The following is a 20,692-nucleotide window of genomic DNA, read 5'->3' on the forward strand; positions in this document are numbered from 1 at the left end:
GGTAGCGTCCGATTGGCTTTATGTTCTCGCCTCCTGTTGGTGGCTGCCTCCGTCGCTCTTATCCGATCAATGAGGTAGGCGCAGTGAAAAAACGAGTGCGGTTGTGGACGGGACTCGCCGTAGCAGTCCTAGCGGCCAATATGGCGGCCGGTTGTGTCCAACTGTCCAAAGGGAACTCCTCGACCGCACCCGCGTCGTCGCATTCGGTGTCGGCGTCCACGGCCGCCTCTGAGGCGGGGGCACTGCTCCAAGCAGGTGTCAGGCAGGGGGAAAGCCATGATTTCGTGGCGGCGGCGAGAAGTTTCAGGCAGGTTCTGAACCTGGACCCTGCCAACAAACTCGCCTGGTACAACCTCGGCGTCATCGCCCAGGGCGACAACAGGACGGCCGAGGCTCTCGTGGCCTACGACAATTCCCTGAAGGCCGATCCGAATTTCGAGTCAGCGCTCTACAACAAGGCGATCCTGCTCGGGTCGACCGACACCGAACAGGCGATCACGATCCTGCAGCACATCGTGGGCGCCGACCCGAAGGCCTCCACGGCCTTCCTCCACCTTGGGCAGGCCCTGGCGCAGAAGGGCCGTGACAGCGAGGCCAAGGACGCCTTCGGCCGCGCCGTCCACGCCGACCCGTCGCTCCAACCGCTCGTACCGGAACGCTTCCGAGTTGCCGCCGGCGCCGCACCGACACCGCAACCGACAGTCCCTCAGGCAGGTGCCAAAAGATGACTACTCCCTCCACGCCGAAGTTCTCGGTTTTCACCCCCAGTCACCGGCCGCGCTTCCTGGACGACTGCCTCGCGACCCTGCAGGCGCAGACGCACTCCGAGTGGGAGTGGATCGTGCTCCTCAACCACGGCGCGCGATGGCGGCCGGAGCACCCCGACGACCGTGTCCGGGTGGAGATCGCGGACGACATCCGGGGCGTTGGAGCGGCCAAGCGCCGCGCTTGCGAACTGGCTTGCGGAGAGATCCTCGTGGAGCTCGACCATGACGACCTGCTGGCGAAGGACTGCCTGGCGGAACTGGCGCGGGCCTTCGACGAAAATCCCGACGTCGTCTTCGTGTACAGCCATGCCGCGCAGGTCACCGAGGACGGGGGCCGGGACGACACGCGGTTCAACGAGGAGCACGGCTGGCAGTACGAGGAGGTGGACGTCGACGGCCGACGGCTTCTGCAGGCCATCTCGATGGCACCGACACCGCACAACGTCTCGTACATTTGGTACGCCCCCAACCATGTGCGCGCGTTCCGCAGGGAGGTCTACCACCAGGTCGGCGGATACGACGCCACACGCGTGGTGCTGGACGACCAGGACCTGATGTGCCGTCTGTTCCAGGCGGGCGACTTCCACCGGATCCCCCGCTGCCTCTACCTCCAGCGGATGCACCCCGACAACACCCAGCGCGACACGGAGATCAACGCGCACATCCAGCGCGAGACCGTGGCCCTGTACGACAAGTACGTCGAGGCCAACGCGCTCGCCTGGACCAAGCGGCGCGGACTGCTCGCGCTGGACCTCGGCGCCGCCCATCGCAAGCCGCCCGGTTACCTGGGAGTGGACCGGTACCCAGGAGAAGGCGTCGACATCGTCGCGACTCTGCCCGGGAACCTGGACCTCCCGGACGACTCGGTCGGCCTGCTCCGCGCGGTGGACTTCCTGGAGCACGTGTCCGCGAAGGTTCCACTGATCAACGAGCTGTACCGGCTGCTGGCACCGGGCGGCATGCTCCTCACCCTGACGCCCAGCTCGGACGGCCGGGGCGCGTACCAGGACCCGACGCATGTCGCCTACTACAACGAGAACTCGTTCTGGTACTACACCGACAACCAGTACCGTGCCTTCGTGCCGGAGATCCAGGCCCGGTTCCAGAGCTCACGGCTGGTCACTTACTACCCGACTGACTGGCACTCCAGGAACAACATCTCCTACGTGCAGGCCAACCTGATCGCGATGAAGGATGGCGCCGAACGGTGCGGTGGTCTCCTGCTGGTGTGATGTGGGCGCCGCCTCGCGGCCCCGGGCCCGGAGCGGGTGGCCTCGCCGGCAGGGCGGACAGGGCTCGACCGCCGAAGGCGCTGTCCGGCGATCGGCGAGGGCTCGCCATCGCCGGACAGCCCGTTCAGGGACGCCCGAGCGCGCGATAGGTCCAGCCTGCTGCCCTCCAGCGCTGCGGGTCCAGCGCGTTCCTGCCGTCGAGCATCCGAGGATGGGCCACCTGGTTGGCGAGCGGGACTGGGTCCAGCTCGGCGAACTCCTGCCACTCCGTCAGGTGCAGCACCAAGTCGGCAGCGTGAGCAGCCTCGGTGGGCGACACGGCGTAGCCGAGATTGGGGTACATCTTGCGGGCGTTGTCCATCGCCTTGGGGTCGTACACGGTGACATCGGCGCCATGGAGCTGGAGACGGGCGGCCACGTTCAGCGCGGGCGAGTCACGCACGTCGTCGGAGTCGGGCTTGAAGGCGGCCCCCTGGACGGCGATCCGGCGGCCCAGCAGATTGCCCCCGCACTGCTCCCGGGCGAGCTCGACCATCCGGTCGCGACGCCGCATGCTCGTCCCTACGGCAGGGGGCTGAGCGTTGTCCCTTCCGACGGGCGCCTTACGACCTTGGTCCAGGTAGTGCTTGGCGGGTAGGAAGCTGCGGCGGGTGAGGACCTGGTGGAAGGGAATGACCAACTTCACGTCGGTTCGCTGTTACCGACAGCCGGTTTTGGCTCCGGCGCCATGGAACGATGCCTCCGAGACCAAGGGGGTACGAGTGAACGAGTCGGGGCGCGTAGAAGCGTTCAGCGATGGTGTGTTCGCCATCGCCATCACGCTTCTGATCCTGGACATCAAGGTTCCCGTGGGCCAGGGTGCGGATCTGCTGCACGCACTGGCCCACCAATGGCCTTCATATGCCGCATATGTGGTCAGCTTCCTTGTCATCGGCATTATGTGGGCTAACCACCATCAGGTGTTCAGCTATGTGGCCAGGGTCGACCGGGTCCTGCTCTTCCTGAACCTGCTGCTCCTCCTGGTGGTGGCGGCATTGCCGTGGGTCACGGCGGTAGTCGCGCAGTACCTCAGCGACCCGCATGGCTCGCATGTGGCGTTGGCGCTGTACAGCGGGCTGATGGTCGCGCACGCGTTGACCTTCATCCTGCTGTGGTGGTGGCTGACCAGAACGGGGCACCTTTTCGACGACCGAGTCGACGAGGTCCTGGCGAAGGGGACGCGGATCCGGTTCGCAGCAGGTGCGTTGGTCTATCCGATCCTGGTGGGCTTGTCGCTCGTGTCGGCGCTGCTGACTCTCGCGCTGCATGGAGTCATCGCCATCTACTACGCGTTCAATCAGTTGCAGGTCCCGCTGCGCGCGGGCGAGGAGGACGAGATTCCGCTGGTCGGCTAGGAAGGCTGGGAACATCCTCCTGGGGCCGGTCCGGGCAACAGCGGAGGGCCCCGCGGGGGAAGACGGGGCCCTCAGCCTGCGGCAGCCGGCGCCAGGGCAGCGCCGGTGCTGCGGAAACGGCACCGGGGGAGGGGTGCCGCCTGTCAGTCGGTCTGTGGAAGGCGCGGATGCGCCATAGTGACGGGGGGCGCGCGTTGCACTCGTGCGCCGGACCGTGTCCTCTGGGGGGCAGTAGGCCGGGTTGGCGGCTGCGCTCCAGTGCCATTGCAGTCACTCTTGGTGACGGGAGGGCGTTCCTGGTCGAGCCTGCTCAGCCTCATCGGGGTGATGGTTCCCGCCGTCGTCCCGATGTGTCTGGTCCACCCCCTCACCAGCATCGTGATGGATGCAGGCCATACTCCGCAACCAGTTCGGCACACATAGGCATAGTCGTTTTTCGGGACAGGCCGTACGAAGGCGCCTCGGGCGTGACGGAGGTTGGAACGTCACGCTCCGCGAGGGTACGGGCACGGGCGTGCGTAGTGGGGGGCGCGCGCTGGAGCGGTGCGCTGCTGAGGGTTCGGGGTCGACCGCTGCGGGCCGACTGATCGGGGGCGGCCGGTCCGAGCGTCCCCGGCGCCGACCGCCCCTTCACCTCAGTCGCGACCGGGCCGCTGTCCCCTGCTGACCGGTCACAGCGTCGGCGCGAGGTCCCACGACGTGCCGGTGACGGCACGTCTCATCGCGTCGGCGGACTGTTGTGACACTCCACGCGTGGTCCTGCTGCCGCACAAGTCCCCCGGATGGAGGCTGGGTTCACGTCCCTGGCGGAGACGTGAACCCCGTACGGTCATGAGGGACAACGATTCTCCTGACGAGGGGTCACGCCGATGGGGCCGAGGCGAACGGGTGAAGCCGCTACACTGTCACCCATGTTCTGTGCGGCGTACGTCTTTACCTATGGCACCGGAGGCTCCGGTCGCCATGGTGATGCCGCCTGACACAGAGACGATCAGGCTTCGCACAGGCGCCCCGGGCCACTGGCCCGGGGCGCCTGTCGTCTCCCCGGTGCCGGGCCCACCGCCCCACCTACCCGGGAGACCCACATGACCACGAGCACCAGCAGCACCGGCACCGCCCCTTCGGCCACTGGTGTCGGTACGGACGCGCTCGGCGCCGCCGAGGCGCAGGCCGTGATCGCCGGCGCCCGGCAGCGCATCGACGATCTGGACGCCCGCATCATCGCCCTCGTCCAGGACCGGATGGCGGTCTCCGCCGAGGTCCAGGCCGCGCGCATCGCCACCGGCGGACCCCGGCTCGCCCTCTCCCGCGAACTCGAGATCCTCGCCCGCTACCGTGCCGCTCTCGGCGCGCAGGGCACCGAGGTGGCCATGCAACTCCTGGAGCTGTGCCGGGGGCGGGCCTGAGCGGAGCCGGGCCTGAGGCTCGGACCAGCGCAGGCGCGGTGAGCGGCCTCCCGGCCCCGGTACGATGGGGGTCCGACCCCCATTGCACCGCCGGAAGGCCGCCCTGTGGCAACAGCGACCCCCGACCACCAGTCGACGACTCCGGAATCGAAAGGCGCCGTCCTCGTCGTCGACTTCGGCGCCCAGTACGCCCAGCTCATCGCCCGCCGGGTGCGCGAGGCCCGGGTCTACAGCGAGATCGTCCCCTCCACCATGCCGGTGGCCGAGATGCTCGCCAAGAACCCTGCGGCGATCATCCTCTCCGGCGGCCCCTCCTCGGTGTACGCCGAGGACGCGCCGTCTCTGGACCGCGCCGTCTTCGAGGCCGGGGTCCCGGTCTTCGGCATGTGCTACGGATTCCAGCTGATGGCCGTGGCGCTCGGCGGCACCGTCGACAACAGCGGCGCGCGCGAGTACGGCCGCACCCCGCTGGCCGTGACCAAGCCGGGGTCGACCCTGTTCGAAGGCACCCCGGTCGAGCAGTCGGTGTGGATGTCGCACGGCGACGCCTGCTCGGCGGCGCCTCCCGGGTTCGCCGTCACCGCCTCGACCGACGTGGTCCCCGTCGCCGCCTTCGAGAACGACGAGGGCAAGCTGTACGGCGTCCAGTACCACCCCGAGGTGCTGCACACCACGCACGGCCAGCAGATCCTGGAGCACTTCCTCTACCGTGGCGCCGGCATCGCCCCGGACTGGACCACTACCAACGTGGTCGAGGAGCAGGTCGCGCTGATCCGCGCCCAGGTCGGCGACAAGCGCGCCATCTGCGGCCTGTCCGGGGGCGTCGACTCGGCGGTCGCCGCCGCGCTGGTCCAGAAGGCCATCGGGAACCAGCTGACCTGCGTGTACGTCGACCACGGTCTGATGCGCAAGGGCGAGTCGGAGCAGGTCGAGAAGGACTTCGTGGCCGCCACCGGCGTTCAGCTCAAGGTCGTGGACGCCGAGGAGCGCTTCCTGACCGCGCTGGCCGGGGTGTCCGACCCCGAGCAGAAGCGCAAGATCATCGGCCGGGAGTTCATCCGGGTCTTCGAGCAGGCCGCGAGCGAGATCGTCGCCGAGGCCGGCAGCCACGGCGAGTCGGTGGAGTTCCTGGTCCAGGGCACGCTCTACCCGGACGTGGTCGAGTCCGGCGGCGGCACCGGCACCGCCAACATCAAGTCCCACCACAACGTCGGCGGCCTCCCCGAGGACCTGCAGTTCCAGCTGGTCGAGCCGCTGCGCAAGCTGTTCAAGGACGAGGTCCGGATGGTCGGCGCCGAGCTCGGCCTGCCCGAGGAGATCGTCCAGCGGCAGCCCTTCCCCGGCCCCGGCCTGGGCATCCGCATCGTCGGCGAGGTCACCAGGGAGCGTCTCGACCTGCTCCGCGAGGCGGACGCCATCGCCCGCGCCGAGCTCACCGCCGCCGGGCTCGACCGCTCGATCTGGCAGTGCCCCGTCGTGCTGCTCGCGGACGTGCGCTCGGTCGGCGTCCAGGGCGACGGCCGCACCTACGGGCACCCCATCGTGCTGCGCCCGGTCTCGTCCGAGGACGCGATGACGGCCGACTGGTCGCGCGTCCCCTACGAGGTGCTGGCGAAGATCTCGACGCGGATCACCAACGAGGTCGCCGACGTCAACCGGGTCGTCCTGGACGTCACCAGCAAGCCCCCGGGCACCATCGAGTGGGAGTAGCCACTCCTGCCAGGCCTCTTCGGCGCCGTCACCCGCACCCGGGTGGCGGCGCCGTCGTTTCTCTCCCTTTGGCGGCTCTGGTCAACGGGTCTACCGGGAGGTAGCTTCCAACTCGAGGACACCGCCTGGCTAGGAGAGCCGACATGACCACCAACCCCCCGCCCGCACCGGTACCCCTGGACCAGCTGCAGTTCGCGCTGCCGCAGAAGTTCGACTCGGTCGAGGAGGAACGGCAGCACCGCAAGGAGCGGCTGGTCGTGGCGCTGCGGCTGTTCGGGAAGTTCGGCTTCGAGGAGGGCGTCGCCGGGCACGTCACCGCGCGCGACCCCGAGTGGACCGACCACTTCTGGGTGAACCCCTTCGCCATGTCGTTCAAGCAGATCAGGGTCAGCGACCTGATCCTGGTCAACCACGAGGGACAGGTCGTCCAGGGCCGCCACCACGTCAACCAGGCCGCGTTCGCGATCCACTCGCAGGTCCACGCCGCCCGCCCGGACGTGATCGCCGCCGCGCACAGCCACTCCGTCTACGGGAAGACGCTGTCCTCGCTGGGCGAGCTGCTGGAGCCGATCACCCAGGACGTCTGCGCCTTCTACGAGAGCCACGCCCTGTTCGACGACTACACCGGAGTCGTCCTGGACCAGGAGGAGGGCCGCCGGATCGCCGCGACCCTCGGCAGCCACAAGGCCGTCATCCTGCGCAACCACGGCCTGCTCACCGTCGGCGACTCGGTGGACGCGGCCGCCTGGTGGTTCATCACCATGGAGCGGTCCTGCCAGGTGCAGTTGACGGCGAAGGCGGCGGGCAAGCCGGTGGCGATCGAGCACGACAGCGCGGTGGTGACCCGCGACCAGCTCGGCAACGACCTGGTGGCGTGGATCAACTACCAGCCGCTGGTGGCGGGGCACGCGGACGCGCTGGAGGGCGCCTTCGAGTAGTCCGGCTCTGTCGAGTAGCCCCATTCCGCCCTCGGGATTCGAACCTCCGTCCCGTCGGCCGCGTAGTACTGATCACCGCACAGCCGTGCGGGCGGCGGGCATGGAGAGGGCGGCGGCATGTCGGAGCAGGGTACTGGCGGCAGGGGTGCGGGCCTTCGGGAACAGGGTGCGCGGTACGCCCTGCTGCCGTTGCGGATCTTCCTGGGGATCACCTTCGTCTACGCGGGCCTGGACAAGCTCACCGATTCGCACTACCTGGCCGGTCTCGGCGATCCGCTGTCCTTCGCGGCGATGACGCAGGGCGTCAAGTCGGGCAGCCCGATCGGGCCGCTGCTCGACCTCGCCCTCAAGGCCCCCACCGCCTTCGCTCTCGCCATCGCGATCGGTGAGCTCGCGGTGGGGTTGGGGGCGCTCTTCGGGCTGCTCGGGCGGGTGGCGGCGTTCGGCGGAGTGCTGCTCAACCTGAGCTTCTTCCTGACCGTCAGCTGGCAGGTCCACCCGTACTACCTGGGCAACGACCTGATCTACCTGATGGCATGGGTGCCGCTGGTGCTGGCCGGGACGCCCTTCCTGTCACTCGACGGCTGGCTGGCGGCCCGGCGCCGAGTACAGCCGGCGCAGGTCCTGGAACCTGTCCGGCCCTAGGAGGGTGCAGAAGATCCAGGCCGGGCTCGCGACGCCCTGCGCTCGCGACGACAGCGGCTCCGCCGCGGGCGCTTGCCGCGTTGTCTCCCCCACCCTTCGGGCGGGAGGTGCCCCTGGTCGCCCTTTACCAACCACGGTTGGCTCCCTCCTCCGCCTTGCAATCGAAGTCGCATGGCGCCGCTCCCTGATCCGGCCTAGATCTTCAGCACCCTCCTAGCGCTTCTCCTTGGGGTCGTCCAGCAGGCCCAGAGCGTCCAGGTCGGGGGAGAGGTCGTCGTAGCGGTACGAGGGCGACGGCGCGCTGAGGGGGGCCGGTTCGGGATCGGCCTCCGGCGCAGGGGCGGGGGCAGGGTCCGAGCCGCGCGCCATCCGGTACAGCGCGCCCGCGAGGCCGGCGGCGCCCAGGGCGATCAGGACCAGCGGGATCACCAGCCGCCCGTTCATGTGCAGCCGGCCTGCGGCATCCAGTAGGTACAGCACCGCGACGGTGACGAAGGCCAGCCCCGCGATCAGTGAGAACAGGTCGAGCTGATGCCGCTTCACTGGGTGACCTCCACCTGTCCTGCCCCGACGGCCACGTCGAGGACGATCGTGCCATGTGCCGCCGCACCGCCGGGGTTGAGGTCCGCGTTGCGTGACGGTGCGAAGCCGCCGCTGTTGCTGTCGTCGGGCAGGCGCACATCGCCGACCCCGGCATGGGCGCTGACCCTGACCTCGGGCCCGGTAGGCAGGATCACCTGCACCTTGCCCGCGCCGAGGTGCACCTCCGTGGTCAGCGACTGGCCCGGGGTCGGGCTGAGTCGGCTCAGGTCCAGGGTGGCCTGTCCCGCGTCCAGCTTGTAGCTCGGCTGCAGCGCGGAGACGGTGGTCGGGGCCCAGGTGACCCGCTGGTACGAGGTGTGCAGCTGGACCGGACTCGCGCCCACGGCCGCCACCGCGAGGGTGAGCAGGGTGGCCCACACCACCAGACTCCGGCCGCGACCCCAGCGGGCGCCGACGAGCAGGCCCAAGCCCAGCACCAGCAGCCCCGAGGCAAGCACCACCAGGACGTTGACGCTGTGATGGTTCTTCTCGGCGACGACCCACACCAGGCCACTGGTGATCACGGCAAGGAAGAAGAAGACGGAGCCGAGGAAGGACCGGTCGCGGCGGCGGGGCTCGCGTCCGGGAGGACGAGGGGCGAACGGCGGCGGAGGAGGAGTGAACGGCGGCATCGGCGGCGCGAAGGGCGCGTCCGGCCGTGCGTCCGACGGCGCGCAGGAGGCGGAGGATGGCTGCGGCGGGGCGTCAGCCGGACTCCCCGCGGCCTCCGGCTTGCGCAGCGGATCCGGCCGCTGCCACCACGCCGGTGCGGGCGGAGGAACGGGCGCGGACGGCTGCGCCGGCGCGGCTGCGGGCGCCTGCGTCCGGAAGGCGGCCCAGCCGGCGCCGCCCGCGGACGCGTTCGGGTCGCTGTCGTCCCCGGTCGCGGTCGGCTGCTGCCAGCGGCGCGGATGCTTCGCCGGGTCGTAGCGCAGCGCGGCGAAGGCCAGCGCCGCGATCAGCAGCAGCGGGAAGATGTGCCCGCTGTCACCCATGTACGAGAAGAAGATGCCGGTGCCGAGCAGCGTCACCAGCACCGCGCCGAGCGACTGGCCGTCCACCCGGCCGGACAGCAGCCGCTGCAGTTCGTTGCGTCCGGTCCGCTCGACCGGGACGACCAGCCAGGCCATGCCGTAGATGAACAGCCCCACCCCGCCCGAGAGGCAGAGCACGGCGATCACCACCCGGAACACCACCGGGTCGATGTCCAGGTGCCGTCCCAGGCCGCCGCAGACCCCGGCGACGACCCTGCGGTCGCGACTGCGCTCCAGCGGCGGTCGGGCCGGCCGGTTCGGCTGCGGAGGAGCCGGGGGTGCGGGCGTGTCTTCGGTCATGCCACCATCTTCGGGCCCCTGCGGTGCTGCGCCCATCCGTCATCTCCCTGGTGCGACCCTGATTGCGACCCTGACATCGACCCCTGAGAAACACCCTGACACAGCGGCCGGGTGAGATCGGGCAGGGTTCCTGGCTCACCCTGATGCCCGGCACACCCCGGACGTGTGACGATCGGGGTGTGGCAGCCACCGACTTCAGCACCGACCGATCGCCGGACAGCGGGGGGCCTGCGTCCGCGCCGGCCGGGGACCGTCCCGGGCCCGACCCTGCTCCGGCGTCGTCGGCCGCGTCGGGGTCCGGGTTCGGGTCGGCGGCCGGGGCCGGTCCTTCGCCCGATCCGGCGCCGGTCCGCAAGCTGTACCGCATCCCCGAGGGGCGGATGCTCGGCGGCGTGGCGAACGGGCTGGCCGCGCACCTGGGCATCGGGACGTTCTGGGTGCGGGTGGCCTTCGTGGTGCTCCTGCTCGGCAACGGCCTGGGCGCGCTGCTCTACGCGGCGTTCTGGTTCGCGGTGCCGATGGGACTGCGCGCGGGCACCGTTCCGGCGGCGACGTGGCAGGTCGGCAACGTCGGGCCGTATTCGCTGGAGAAGCAGCCGCGCGGCCTGCGCCGGATCCGGCAGCTGCTGCAGCAGACCATCCAGGGCGAGCCGACGGCGGGCCCGCCACCGGGCCCCGGCGCGCGGCCTCCGCGCTCGGCCGAGGCGGAGGAGCACCGGGGGCCGCTGCTGGCGCTGATCGCGCTGGTCGCCGGGCTGCTGGTGTTCCTCAACACGGTGACCAAGCAAGCCACTTCGCCCTATGTCTGGCCGATACTCATCACCGGGATCGGGGTCGCCCTGGTCTGGCGGCAGGCCGACGACGCGCGCTGGGCGCGCTGGTTCTCCCTGGGGGAGAGCAAGCGCAGCTCCGCCGTGCTCCGGCTCGCGGCCGGAGTGCTGCTGGTCGCGGCCGGGGTCATCGGCTTCCTCTTCGTGTCCGGCTCGCTCGCCGACTTCGCGAAGGTCGCGCAGGCCGTGCTGGCGGTCTTCGCCGGCGCGCTGCTGCTCGGCGGCCCGTATCTGCTGCGGATGTGGCAGGACCTGACGACCGAGCGCGGCGAGCGCATCCGGGCGCAGGAGCGTGCCGAGGTGGCCGCGCACATCCACGACTCGGTGCTGCACACCCTCACTCTGATCCTGCGTAACGCAGAGGACCCCAAGGAGGTGTCCCGGCTGGCCCGCGCCCAGGAACGCGACCTGCGGCAGTGGCTGTACCGTCCCACCGGACCCGACGCCGGCGACGACTCTCCCGACACCCTCGCCGAGTGCGTCCGCAAGGTGGCCGCCGAGGTCGAGGACCTGCACGGAGTCCCGGTGGAGGTCATCTGCGTCGGCGACTGCCCGATGGACGAGAAACTCGTCGCGCAGTTGCAGGCGGCCAGGGAGGCGCTGGTCAACGCGGCCAAGTACGGTGGCGGCGAGCCCGTCTCGGTGTACGCCGAGGTCGAGGGGAACACCGTGTGGGTGTTTGTCCGCGACCGGGGCCCCGGTTTCGACCTGGACTCGGTTCCCGAGGACAGGATGGGCGTACGAGGATCGATCATCGGCCGAATGCAGCGCAACGGCGGGCACGCGCGGGTACGTCCGGCACCCGCCGGGGGCACCGAGGTCGAACTTGAGATGGAGAGGGCGAGCGGATGACGGGCGGGGAGAACGAGAACGTGGCAGCCGAGGCAACGGGAGCGGTAGCAGCGACGGGAGCAGCGGGAGCAGCGGGAGCAGCGGGAGCAACGGCAGCAGCGGCAGCAGCGGGAGCGGCCGAGTCGGCCGGGGACGCGCTGGTGACGCGGCGGGCGCGGGTCGTCCTGGTCGACGACCACCGTATGTTCCGTACCGGCGTCCGCGCCGAGATCGGGCAGACCGAGCGCACCGGCGTGGACGTGGTCGGTGAGGCGGCCGACGTGGAGCAGGCCGTCGCCATCGTCACCGCGACCAGGCCCGATGTGGTGCTGCTGGACGTGCACCTGCCCGGCGGCGGGGGGGTCGAGGTGCTGCGGCGCTGCGCCCCGCTGATGCCGGGCGGCACGGCGCCCGCCACCTCCTTGGAGGGCGCGGAGGCGGTGCGGTTCCTGGCGCTGTCGGTGTCCGACGCCGCCGAGGACGTCATCGGCGTCATCCGCGGCGGTGCACGCGGGTATGTGACCAAGACGATCACCGGCACCGACCTGGTGGACGCGATCTTCCGGGTCGCGGACGGCGACGCGGTGTTCTCGCCGCGGCTCGCCGGGTTCGTGCTGGACGCCTTCGCGGCCACCGACACCCCGCCGGTGGACGAGGACCTGGACCGGCTCACCCAGCGGGAGCGGGAAGTGCTGCGGCTGATCGCGCGTGGGTACGCGTACAAGGAGATCGCCAAGCAGCTCTTCATCTCGGTGAAGACGGTGGAGAGCCACGTCTCGGCGGTGCTGCGCAAGCTCCAGCTGAGCAACCGTCACGAGCTGACCCGCTGGGCGACGGCGCGTCGGTTGGTCTGACCCGCTGCGACGCCGGGGCGCCCGGGCGGACGGCCCGCCCGGGGGCGGGCGCGCGGGCGAGTGGCGGTCAGGCGGGCCTGACCGCACCGGAGATGGGCATCTCGCCGACCGGGGCGTACTCCACCGCCGCGCCCGGATGCGGTGCGTGGACGATCTCGCCGCCGCCGACGTAGATGCCGACATGGCTGATGCCGGAGTAGTAGAAGACCAGGTCACCGGGCCGCAACTGGCTGCTGGACACCCGCTGCCCGGCTCCGATCTGATCGTACGTCGTACGCGGCAGCGAGACCCCGGCCGCCGCCCATGCGGCCTGCGTCAGCCCGGAGCAGTCGTAGGCGCCGGGTCCGGTCGCGCCCCAGACGTAGGGCTTGCCGATCTGCGCGCGGGCGAAGGCCACCACGGCGGCTGCCCGGCCGGAGACCGGGACATCCGGTCCTGTCCCCGGCCCGGCCGCCGACCCGACCCCTGGTCCGGCTCCGGTGGGCGCCTGCTGGAGGGTGGCGCGCTGGGCCGCGTTCAGCGAATCCAGGAGCTGCTGGGCCGCGGCGAGCTTGGCCTGGATCAGCGCTCGCGCCGCCGTGAGCCGCTGCCGCTCCGCCTGCAGGGCGGCGAGCTGCGTGGCCGCGGCTGACTGCTGCTGGTGCAGGGCGCGCTGCTGGACGCCGTACTGGTTCAGCAGTTCCTGCTCGGCGGCGGCCGCCCGGTTCAGCGAACCGGCGCGCTGGAGGTAGTCGTCCGGGTGCGCGCTGGTGAGCAGTTGGAGGGTCGGGTCGATTCCGCCGCTGCGGTACTGGGCCGCGGCGACAGCGCCGAGGCGGGTCCGCAGGCTGTTCATACCGGCGTCGGTCCTGGCTGCCTGCTGCTGGAGCTGCGTGGCGCGCTGCTGCAGCGTCGTGGCCTGCGCTTCCGCGCCGTCGTACTGCTGGGTGGCTGCCTCGGCCTGCCGGTACAGGGCATCGACCTGCGACTTCACCTCGTCCGGGGTGGGCTTCGGGTCGGCGTTCCCGGTGTGCGAGAAGACGGTCACCGAGGCGGCCGCGGCTGTGGCGAGGGTGACGGCGGTGCGGGCGGTGATGCCGGTGAGCTGGCTTGTTCTCGGTTTTCGGTGTGACGCCATGGGCCGGGACGCTAGTCCGGGCGGGAAGGGTGGCGCGGGGCGGAGTTCGAGGCTGGCCGTTCTTTTACGGAGCCGATCGTTCCGTTCGCATGCTTTCTGCCGTTCCCTGATCGTTCATGGTTCCTTGTTGATCAAAGCGCCTATCAAACAGATCATCTGACCGTGCCGAGATACTGCGGCGGGACCGAGTCGGTCAGCCAGACGCCGTTGGCGCTCAGGCGGAAGCGGTGGCCGTCGGCCGCCATCCGGGCGGCGTCCACCGTCAGCACGACGGGACGGCCACGGCGGGCGCCGACGCGGGTGGCGGTCTCGGCGTCGGCGGAGAGGTGGACGGCGTGGCGCTGCATCGGGCGCAGCCCCTCGCGCCAGATGGCGTCGAGAGCGGAGGGGTGCGTTCCGTGGAAGAGCAGCACCGGCGGCTCGGAGTCGGTGTAGCCGAGGTCCACCTGGACCGTGTGGCCCTGGCTGGCGCGGATCCGGGCGCCGGTGGCGTCGTAGGCGAAGCGGCGCTTGTCGTTCTCGGCGACGACATGGTCCAGCTCCGGACGGGTCAGCGGCCGGCCGTGCGCGGCGAGCGCCGTGAGCAGCGTGGAGACGTCGACCCAGCCTGCCGGGTCGAGGGTCAGCCCGATTCGGGCCGGGTCGTGGCGCAGCACCAGGGAGAGGAACTTGGAGGTCTTCACCAGTCGCTTGGCGCGGCTGGGGTCGTTGGTATCGGACATGGTGGCGACGATAGCGAGGGGGCCAGGAGGACGTCTCCCGGTTTTGGACAGGGGTGTCGGTGCGGCGGCCTAGACTCGTCGGTGATGAGCAGCCTCTTTGACGACATTCCCCTGCCCGGTCTGGACGGCACCCTGGTGGAGCCCACGGTCGACGACGCGCACGCGGACCTCCCGGACGACGGTCGGTACGACGCTCCCTACGAGGAGGAGCTGCCCGCCGACCTGTTCGCGGGGAGGTTCGACGCGCCTCCGGAGCGCGAGGCGTACTACCGCGACGGCGCTCCGCGCCCCGTCACGGACCCTGCGGTCCTGCTGGACGGGATGAACCCGGAGCAGCGCGAGGCCGTGGTCCATGCCGGATCGCCGCTGCTCATCGTGGCCGGAGCAGGGTCCGGCAAGACCCGGGTTCTGACGCACCGCATCGCCTACCTGCTCGCGGCCCGGGGGGTGCACCCGGGAGAGATCCTGGCGATCACCTTCACCAACAAGGCCGCGGGCGAGATGCGCGAACGCGTCGAGCAGTTGGTCGGACCGCGCGCCAAGGCGATGTGGGTGTCGACCTTCCACAGCGCGTGCGTGCGGATCCTGCGGCGGGAGAGCAAGCTGCTCGGGTTCACCTCCAGCTTCTCGATCTACGACTCGGCCGACTCGCAGCGGCTGATGGCACTGTGCTGCCGCGATCTGGACCTTGATCCCAAGCAGTTCCCACCGAAGTCGTTCACGGCGAAGGTCTCGAACCTCAAGAACGAGCTGATCGACGAGGAGACCTACGCCGGGCAGGCGGAGAACCCGATGGAGCGCAAGCTGGCGGAGGCGTATGCGCTCTACCAGCGGCGGCTGCGCGAGGCCAACGCGCTGGACTTCGACGACATCATCATGACGACGGTGCACCTGCTGCAGGCGTTCCCGGACGTCGCCGAGCACTACCGGCGGCGCTTCAGGCACATCCTGGTGGACGAGTACCAGGACACCAACCACGCCCAGTACATGCTGGTCAGGGAGCTGAGCGGGGGCGCGGCCGGGTCCGCGCCGAAGATGACGGTGGACGGCGAGTTCGTCAACCCGGCGGAGGCCGGACTGGCGTCCGTGCCCCCGGCGGAGCTGTGCGTGGTCGGTGACGCCGACCAGTCGATCTACGCCTTCCGCGGCGCCACCATCCGCAACATCCTCGCCTTCGAGGAGGACTACCCGAGCGCGATGACGATCCTGCTGGAGCAGAACTACCGCTCCACGCAGACGATCCTGAGCGCGGCCAACTCGGTGATCGAGCGCAACACCAACCGCCGCGCCAAGAACCTGTGGACGGCGGGTGCGAACGGGGAACAGATCGTCGCCTACGTCGCCGACGACGAGCACGGCGAGGCGCAGTTCGTCGCCGACGAGGTGGACCGGCTCACCGACAAGGGCGAGGCGCGGCCGGGTGATGTCGCGGTGTTCTACCGGACCAACGCCCAGTCCCGGGTGTTCGAGGAGGTGTTCATCCGGGTCGGGCTGCCCTACAAGGTCGTCGGTGGGGTGCGCTTCTACGAGCGCAAGGAGGTCAGGGACGTCCTCGCGTATCTGCGGGTGCTGGCCAACCCCGAGGACACGGTGCCGTTGCGGCGCATCCTCAACGTGCCGAAGCGGGGGATCGGCGACCGCGCGGAGGCGATGATCGACGCCCTGGCGCAGCGCGAGCGGATCTCCTTCGCGGAGGCACTGCGGCGCGCGGAAGAGGCGTACGGCATGGCCGCGCGCTCGCTCAACGCGGTGAAGAAGTTCAACGAGCTGCTGGCGAAGCTGCGGGGGATCGTCGACTCCGGGGCCGGAGCGGCGGCAGTCCTCGAAGCTGTCCTGGAGGAGACCGGCTACCTGGCCGAGCTCCAGGCCTCGACCGACCCGCAGGACGAGACGCGAGTCGAGAACCTGCAGGAACTCGCAGCCGTGGCGCTGGAGTTCGAGCAGGCGGAGGCTGCCGCCGAACCCGTGGACGAGTCCGCGGACGGGGCAGCGGGGGCGGACGGTGCGGCCGGGGTCGGTGCGGAGCCGGTGGCGACGGGTCTGGCCGGGTTCCTGGAACGGGTCGCGCTGGTGGCGGACTCCGACCAGATTCCCGACGACGAGGGCGGCGAGAGCAAGGGCGTCATCACGCTGATGACCTTGCACACCGCCAAGGGGCTCGAGTTCCCCGTGGTCTTCCTGACCGGTATGGAGGACGGCGTCTTCCCGCATCTGCGCGCGCTCAGCCAGCCCAAGGAGCTGGAGGAGGAGCGGCGCCTGGCGTACGTCGGGGTGACCCGGGCACGGGAACGGCTGTACCTCTCGCGGGCGGTGCTGCGCAGCGCCTGGGGGCAGCCGTCGTACAACCCGGCCTCACGCTTCCTGGAGGAGATCCCGCCGGCGCTGGTCGAGGAGAAGCGCTCGGCTGCCGCCGCATCGGTCGGCCGAGGGGGCTTCGGCGGTTCGGGTGGCTACGGCGGTTCGGCCGGTTCGGGTGGCTCGGGCGCCGGCAAGCGCACGGCTCCGGCTGGTTGGGGCAGGAACGCGGGGCGGATGAAGGAGCGGGCCACCGTCTCGCTGGCCGTCGGCGACCGGGTTACCCACGACCGCTTCGGCCTGGGCACGGTCGTCGCAGTGGGCGGGCCGGCGGACGACGCCAAGGCGACGATCGACTTCGGTGCGGAGGGCACCAAGCAACTGCTGCTGCGCTACGCGCCGGTGGAGAAGCTCTGAGCTGACGCGGCGTCAGGGTCTGTCCGGCCGGGCGAGCCCTGGTTGCCGGGCGGGCCGAACGCTCGGAAGCGCGAAGCGCCCGGAAGCGTCAGGCTCAGCGCGGGTCGAGTCCGTGCTCGAGCAGCCAGGGCAGCGGGTCCACGGCGGGGCCGCCGCCGGGATGCACTTCGAAGTGCAGGTGCGGTCCGGTGGAGTTTCCCGTGTCACCGGAGTAGGCGACTATGTCCCCGGCCTTCACCGTTCCGCTGCGCCGCTTGTACTCGCTGAGGTGGCAGTACCAGGTCTGGGTGCCGTCGGGCGCGGTCAGTATCAGCATGTTGCCGTAGAACGGATTCCACTTGGTGGAGATGGTGCCGTCGGTGACCGCGTGCACGTCCGTGCCGACGCTCACCGGGAAGTCGATCCCCGTGTGCAGCTGCATCCAGCGGGTCCCGGCCTGGCCGAACAGTGCGCTCAGACCGGTGTGCTCGCTGATCGGCAGAACGTAGCGGGGTGCCTCGGCGGCCTTCTTCTTGGCGGCTGCCGTGCGCAGGAGCAGAGCCTGCCGGGCCTCGTCCCGACTGGCCTGCTCGGCGGACGCCTTGGCCTGCGCGGCGGCGAGGGCTTCGGCCTTCTGCTCGGCGGCCGTCGGGGTCGCGGACGCGTCGGTCGCGGCGGCCACGGTGTGCGAGTGGCTGTGCGCGCCAGGTACGAGGGTCGCGGCTGCGGCTCCGGCGATGCCGAGGACGGCCACGGAGGGGACGGCGATGGTCAGTACGGCGGAGCGGCGGCGGGTGGAGCGGCCCCGGGCGGCGCGGGCGGCGGCGCGTCCGCCTGACGGGAGGGGCGTGCCGGCGGCGGCCGACTCCTCGACATGCTCGTCGGCCTGATCGTCGATCTGATCGTCGATCTGCTCGTCGATGCCCAGCGACTCGAACTCGAGGTCGAGCTCGAGCTCGTTGAGGTCCAGCTCGTCGAGGTCAACGACGCCCACGTCATGTTCCGCGGCGTGGTCGTAGTAGCCGTAGGGGGGTTCGGTGACGACGGTCATCGTCGCCGTCGGTTCGTAGTGCAGCTGCTCGGCGTACGGGAGGTGGGTGTCGTAGCCGGTGTAGGGCTCGCTCACGGGAGCGTACGAGGCGTGCTGCTGGTACTGGTATTGGTGCTCGTACGGGTGATACGGGTCGTACGGGGGCTGCGGAGCGGGAGCGTTCGACCACTGCTGCGACGAAGGCCACTGCTGCTCGGTCGGCGTGACCGGTTCGGGCGCGTAGGCGTAGGTGTAGCCGTACCCGTAGTCCGCGCCCTGATCGCCTTGCTGGCCGTAGTAGGGCTGCTCCGGGTAGGGCTGCTCCGGGATCGGAGTGGTGTAGCCGTACCAACCGGTGTCTGTGGTCATCGGCGTCCCCTGGCCGCTGACGGCTCCGCAGGCGGAGCGGCGCGGTACGGGGCGTCGTTGTCCACCACAGGAATCCCAATCCACGGACCAAAGGAAAGTGAGCGTGACTGTATCCCCCGTAACGGACCGGCCACAATCTCCTGGGCGAGGTATCCGCCTACGAGCGAATTGACGTATTTGCCTATTTTCCTTGGTGGTTCGGCCGGATCGGACCGATTTCAGGCGCTCAGCCTGGGAGCGGGCAGCACGACGGGGCGGGTCGGGACCGCCAGGACTTCCCGTACCTGGGTGATGACGGTGCTGTGGACCGGCAGGGTCACATGGCCCGCCCCCCGGACGAGGATGTTCTCCGTCCACAGGTCGGGATGCCGAAGGGCGGCGTTCGGGTGCGGGAGGACCAGTGCGTCATGGTCGCCGCGGAACACGACGAAGCGGGTGGCACACGGGGCCGCCGGAGCCTGCAACTCCCTGAAGACGCTGCTGGAGGGCAGGAGTTGGCGGGCGATCGGCAGCGGGTAGATCAGGCCGGCACTGATCGTCCCCTGGTGCGGGGTGCCGAGGGTGATGACCGTGTGCACATGCTCGTCGCCGCCGAGCCGCTGCACGTAGTAGCGGGCGATCAGGCCGCCGAGGCTGTGCCCCACGACGGCAACCCGCTCACCCCCGTACACCCCCCGGGTGTGCTCGACGTGCTTGCCGAGAAGCAGGGCGGCGTTGCGGACGTCCACGGCGAGCGGACTGTAGTTGAGCGCGTGCACGTGCTCCCAACCGTGGGAGCGCAGCGATCTGCGCATGCGGGTGAACACGGCGCGGTTGTCGAAGAGGCCGTGCAGCAGCAGTACCGGGGCGTGTCCGGCGGGTGCGCTGCTCGGCGGGCTCGGCGGCGTGGTGTCGTGAGTGCAGTCGGGGCGGGGGAGCGGCCAGCGCTCGGACGAGAGGCCGGTGGGGTACAGCAGCAGGTGCCCGGCGAGGGCTGCGGCCTCCAGGCCGACGGCTCGTACCGTCGTCGCAGTACGGCAGTACGGGATGCTCACCACTCGTGCCTCCCCGGCGTGGGCGCGCGGGGGGCAGTCGCTGACCCCCGTGTGCGGACGTGGGAGCGCAGGCCGCCGAAAGCGAGGGCACACCGGCGGCGCACGGCGTCCTGCCAGGCACGCTGCGGAACGGCAGGACCCTTCGCCGCGGGGGGTGCGAAGGAGTGCGGTGTGGATGCTGTGCGGCTCCCCACTGCGCGGGGGATCCGGTGCGGGCGGGCCCGGGTCCGACGAGCAGTGAACGATTGTTCCGGTGTGATTCTCCCCTCGCCTGGGTCCGTGAAACGGCGTTCGGGCCGTGCTGGCGATAACGTTCCACCACCGGGCGAGAACGCCGGTTAACGTCTGCCGACGGTCGCACGGGTGACATGGGTGGGCAGTGGGCGAACAAGTGGACGTGCGGGGTCCAGCGTGGGGCCGCGCGTGCTGACACAGGAGGCAACGATGGGCGTGTCCGGACCTATTCGCGTGGTCGTGGCCAAGCCGGGCCTGGACGGTCATGACCGGGGCGCGAAGGTGATCGCCCGCGCGCTGCGCGACGCGGGCATGGAGGTCATCTACACCGGCCTGCACCAGACCCCTGAGCAGATCGTGGACACGGCGATCCAGGAGGACGCCGACGGCATCGGGCTCTCGATCCTCTCCGGTGCGCACATGACGCTCTGCGCCAAGGTGGTGGAGCTGCTGCGGGAACGCGACGCGGCGGACATCAAGGTCTTCGGCGGCGGGATCATCCCCGACGGCGACATCCCCCTCCTGAAGGATCTCGGCGTCGCCGCGATCTTCACACCCGGGACGCCGACGCGTGACGTGGTGGCCTGGGTGGAGGGCAACCTCCGCAGCGCGGCGGCGCTTTAGCGCGGGAGGCGTTGGCGGTGGCTGTCCCGGGGGTCCGGGGGGTGGCTCCCCGGGGGATGGAGTACACCGGGGACGCCGACGGGTGGCGTGGTGGCCTGGGTGGAGGGCAACCTCCGTAGCGCGGCGGCGTTCTAGCGCGGGAGGCTTTGGGGGGTGGCTGTCCCGGGGGTCCGGGGGGTGGCTCCCCGGGGGATGGAGTACTCCCGGGACGCCGACGCGTGACGTGGTGGCCTGGGTGGAGGGCAACCTCCGCAGCGCGGCGGCGTTCTAGCGCGGGAGGCTTTGGGGGGTGGCTGTCCCGGGGGTCCGGGGGGTGGCTCCCCGGGGGATGGAGTACTCCCGGGACGC

General features: G+C 70.5%; 17 protein-coding genes and 1 pseudogene. 11 read left to right on the forward strand and 7 right to left on the reverse strand.

What is annotated here, in order from left to right; genetic code table 11:
* Positions 1-83: 83 nt before the first annotated feature.
* Positions 84-728 (forward strand): tetratricopeptide repeat protein, encoded by a 645-nt coding sequence (locus ABIA33_RS01990; RefSeq protein WP_370076178.1) that lies wholly within the window; start codon positions 84-86, stop codon positions 726-728.
* Positions 725-1,999 carry a glycosyltransferase gene (locus ABIA33_RS01995; RefSeq protein WP_370076180.1) on the forward strand — a complete coding sequence of 425 codons (1,275 nt, stop codon included), beginning with the start codon at positions 725-727 and terminating at the stop codon, positions 1,997-1,999. Before ABIA33_RS01990 ends, ABIA33_RS01995 begins: the two co-directional genes overlap by 4 nt.
* A gap of 124 nt (positions 2,000-2,123) precedes the next feature.
* Here ABIA33_RS01995 and ABIA33_RS02000 read toward each other — a convergent pair.
* A pseudogene (locus tag ABIA33_RS02000) lies at positions 2,124-2,555 on the reverse strand (UDP binding domain-containing protein); the annotation flags it as partial.
* A 205-nt stretch (positions 2,556-2,760) separates the two neighbouring features.
* Between ABIA33_RS02000 and ABIA33_RS02005 the strand changes: the two are divergent.
* The 5 genes from ABIA33_RS02005 to ABIA33_RS02025 all read left to right on the forward strand — a co-directional run bounded on the left by ABIA33_RS02005 (position 2,761) and on the right by ABIA33_RS02025 (position 8,092).
* Positions 2,761-3,393 (forward strand): TMEM175 family protein, encoded by a 633-nt coding sequence (locus ABIA33_RS02005; protein WP_370076182.1) that lies wholly within the window; start codon positions 2,761-2,763, stop codon positions 3,391-3,393.
* A 1,085-nt stretch (positions 3,394-4,478) separates the two neighbouring features.
* Positions 4,479-4,799: a chorismate mutase gene (locus tag ABIA33_RS02010; RefSeq protein ID WP_370076184.1), complete on the forward strand. Its 321-nt coding sequence runs from the start codon at positions 4,479-4,481 to the stop codon at positions 4,797-4,799.
* A 105-nt stretch (positions 4,800-4,904) separates the two neighbouring features.
* A complete protein-coding gene (gene guaA / locus ABIA33_RS02015) occupies positions 4,905-6,509 on the forward strand; it encodes a glutamine-hydrolyzing GMP synthase (protein WP_370076186.1) in 1,605 nt (534 codons plus the stop codon).
* Between the two features lie 143 nt (positions 6,510-6,652).
* The gene (locus tag ABIA33_RS02020) at positions 6,653-7,447 is read left to right on the forward strand and encodes a class II aldolase/adducin family protein (protein WP_370076188.1); all 795 of its coding nucleotides are present in this window, start codon (positions 6,653-6,655) and stop codon (positions 7,445-7,447) included.
* A 117-nt stretch (positions 7,448-7,564) separates the two neighbouring features.
* Positions 7,565-8,092: a DoxX family membrane protein gene (locus ABIA33_RS02025; RefSeq protein ID WP_370076190.1), complete on the forward strand. Its 528-nt coding sequence runs from the start codon at positions 7,565-7,567 to the stop codon at positions 8,090-8,092.
* Between the two features lie 213 nt (positions 8,093-8,305).
* Here the strand turns inward: ABIA33_RS02025 and ABIA33_RS02030 are convergent, their stop codons facing one another.
* Together ABIA33_RS02030 and ABIA33_RS02035 are read right to left on the reverse strand one after the other, a co-directional pair.
* Positions 8,306-8,635, reverse strand: coding sequence for a hypothetical protein (locus tag ABIA33_RS02030; RefSeq protein ID WP_370076192.1), 330 nt, complete (start codon positions 8,633-8,635; stop codon positions 8,306-8,308).
* Complete coding sequence (locus tag ABIA33_RS02035; protein WP_370076194.1) at positions 8,632-10,008, reverse strand: PspC domain-containing protein; 1,377 nt, start codon at positions 10,006-10,008, stop codon at positions 8,632-8,634. Before ABIA33_RS02035 ends, ABIA33_RS02030 begins: the two co-directional genes overlap by 4 nt.
* A 356-nt stretch (positions 10,009-10,364) precedes the next feature.
* On the opposite strand from ABIA33_RS02035, the gene ABIA33_RS02040 reads away from it, so the two are divergent.
* Positions 10,365-11,690, forward strand: coding sequence for a PspC domain-containing protein (locus tag ABIA33_RS02040; RefSeq protein ID WP_370076240.1), 1,326 nt, complete (start codon positions 10,365-10,367; stop codon positions 11,688-11,690).
* The gene (locus ABIA33_RS02045; protein WP_370076196.1) at positions 11,687-12,523 is read left to right on the forward strand and encodes a LuxR C-terminal-related transcriptional regulator; all 837 of its coding nucleotides are present in this window, start codon (positions 11,687-11,689) and stop codon (positions 12,521-12,523) included. The genes ABIA33_RS02040 and ABIA33_RS02045 overlap by 4 nt, the downstream gene beginning before the upstream one ends.
* Before the next feature lie 67 nt (positions 12,524-12,590).
* Here the strand turns inward: ABIA33_RS02045 and ABIA33_RS02050 are convergent, their stop codons facing one another.
* Positions 12,591-13,640 carry an NlpC/P60 family protein gene (locus ABIA33_RS02050; protein WP_370076198.1) on the reverse strand — a complete coding sequence of 350 codons (1,050 nt, stop codon included), beginning with the start codon at positions 13,638-13,640 and terminating at the stop codon, positions 12,591-12,593.
* 152 nt (positions 13,641-13,792) lie between these two features.
* Complete coding sequence (locus ABIA33_RS02055) at positions 13,793-14,362, reverse strand: RNA 2'-phosphotransferase (RefSeq protein WP_370076200.1); 570 nt, start codon at positions 14,360-14,362, stop codon at positions 13,793-13,795.
* 84 nt (positions 14,363-14,446) lie between these two features.
* Between ABIA33_RS02055 and pcrA the strand changes: the two genes are divergently transcribed.
* On the forward strand, positions 14,447-17,074 hold the full coding sequence (gene pcrA / locus ABIA33_RS02060; RefSeq protein WP_370076202.1) for a DNA helicase PcrA: 2,628 nt from the start codon (positions 14,447-14,449) through the stop codon (positions 17,072-17,074).
* 94 nt (positions 17,075-17,168) lie between these two features.
* Here the strand turns inward: pcrA and ABIA33_RS02065 are convergent, their stop codons facing one another.
* The gene (locus tag ABIA33_RS02065) at positions 17,169-18,452 is read right to left on the reverse strand and encodes a peptidoglycan DD-metalloendopeptidase family protein (RefSeq protein ID WP_370076204.1); all 1,284 of its coding nucleotides are present in this window, start codon (positions 18,450-18,452) and stop codon (positions 17,169-17,171) included.
* Between the two features lie 218 nt (positions 18,453-18,670).
* On the reverse strand, positions 18,671-19,489 hold the full coding sequence (locus tag ABIA33_RS02070) for an esterase/lipase family protein (RefSeq protein ID WP_370076206.1): 819 nt from the start codon (positions 19,487-19,489) through the stop codon (positions 18,671-18,673).
* Between the two features lie 441 nt (positions 19,490-19,930).
* Here ABIA33_RS02070 and ABIA33_RS02075 point away from each other — a divergent pair, with 441 nt between their 5' ends.
* The gene (locus ABIA33_RS02075; protein WP_370076208.1) at positions 19,931-20,344 is read left to right on the forward strand and encodes a cobalamin B12-binding domain-containing protein; all 414 of its coding nucleotides are present in this window, start codon (positions 19,931-19,933) and stop codon (positions 20,342-20,344) included.
* Positions 20,345-20,692: the final 348 nt, after the last annotated feature.

The sequence above is a fragment of the Streptacidiphilus sp. MAP12-16 genome (assembly GCF_041262165.1).
In the GTDB taxonomy this organism is placed as follows: domain Bacteria; phylum Actinomycetota; class Actinomycetes; order Streptomycetales; family Streptomycetaceae; genus Streptacidiphilus.

Coding starts and splice junctions, on each gene's coding strand:
- ABIA33_RS01995 (WP_370076180.1), top strand. CDS start 725: ATGACTACTCCCTCCACGCCGAAGTTCTCGGTTTTCACCCCCAGTCAC.
- ABIA33_RS02010 (WP_370076184.1), top strand. CDS start 4,479: ATGACCACGAGCACCAGCAGCACCGGCACCGCCCCTTCGGCCACTGGT.
- ABIA33_RS02020 (WP_370076188.1), top strand. CDS start 6,653: ATGACCACCAACCCCCCGCCCGCACCGGTACCCCTGGACCAGCTGCAG.
- ABIA33_RS02025 (WP_370076190.1), top strand. CDS start 7,565: ATGTCGGAGCAGGGTACTGGCGGCAGGGGTGCGGGCCTTCGGGAACAG.
- ABIA33_RS02035 (WP_370076194.1), bottom strand. CDS start 10,008: ATGACCGAAGACACGCCCGCACCCCCGGCTCCTCCGCAGCCGAACCGG.
- ABIA33_RS02045 (WP_370076196.1), top strand. CDS start 11,687: ATGACGGGCGGGGAGAACGAGAACGTGGCAGCCGAGGCAACGGGAGCG.
- ABIA33_RS02050 (WP_370076198.1), bottom strand. CDS start 13,640: ATGGCGTCACACCGAAAACCGAGAACAAGCCAGCTCACCGGCATCACC.
- ABIA33_RS02055 (WP_370076200.1), bottom strand. CDS start 14,362: ATGTCCGATACCAACGACCCCAGCCGCGCCAAGCGACTGGTGAAGACC.
- pcrA (WP_370076202.1), top strand. CDS start 14,447: ATGAGCAGCCTCTTTGACGACATTCCCCTGCCCGGTCTGGACGGCACC.
- ABIA33_RS02065 (WP_370076204.1), bottom strand. CDS start 18,452: ATGACCACAGACACCGGTTGGTACGGCTACACCACTCCGATCCCGGAG.
- ABIA33_RS02075 (WP_370076208.1), top strand. CDS start 19,931: ATGGGCGTGTCCGGACCTATTCGCGTGGTCGTGGCCAAGCCGGGCCTG.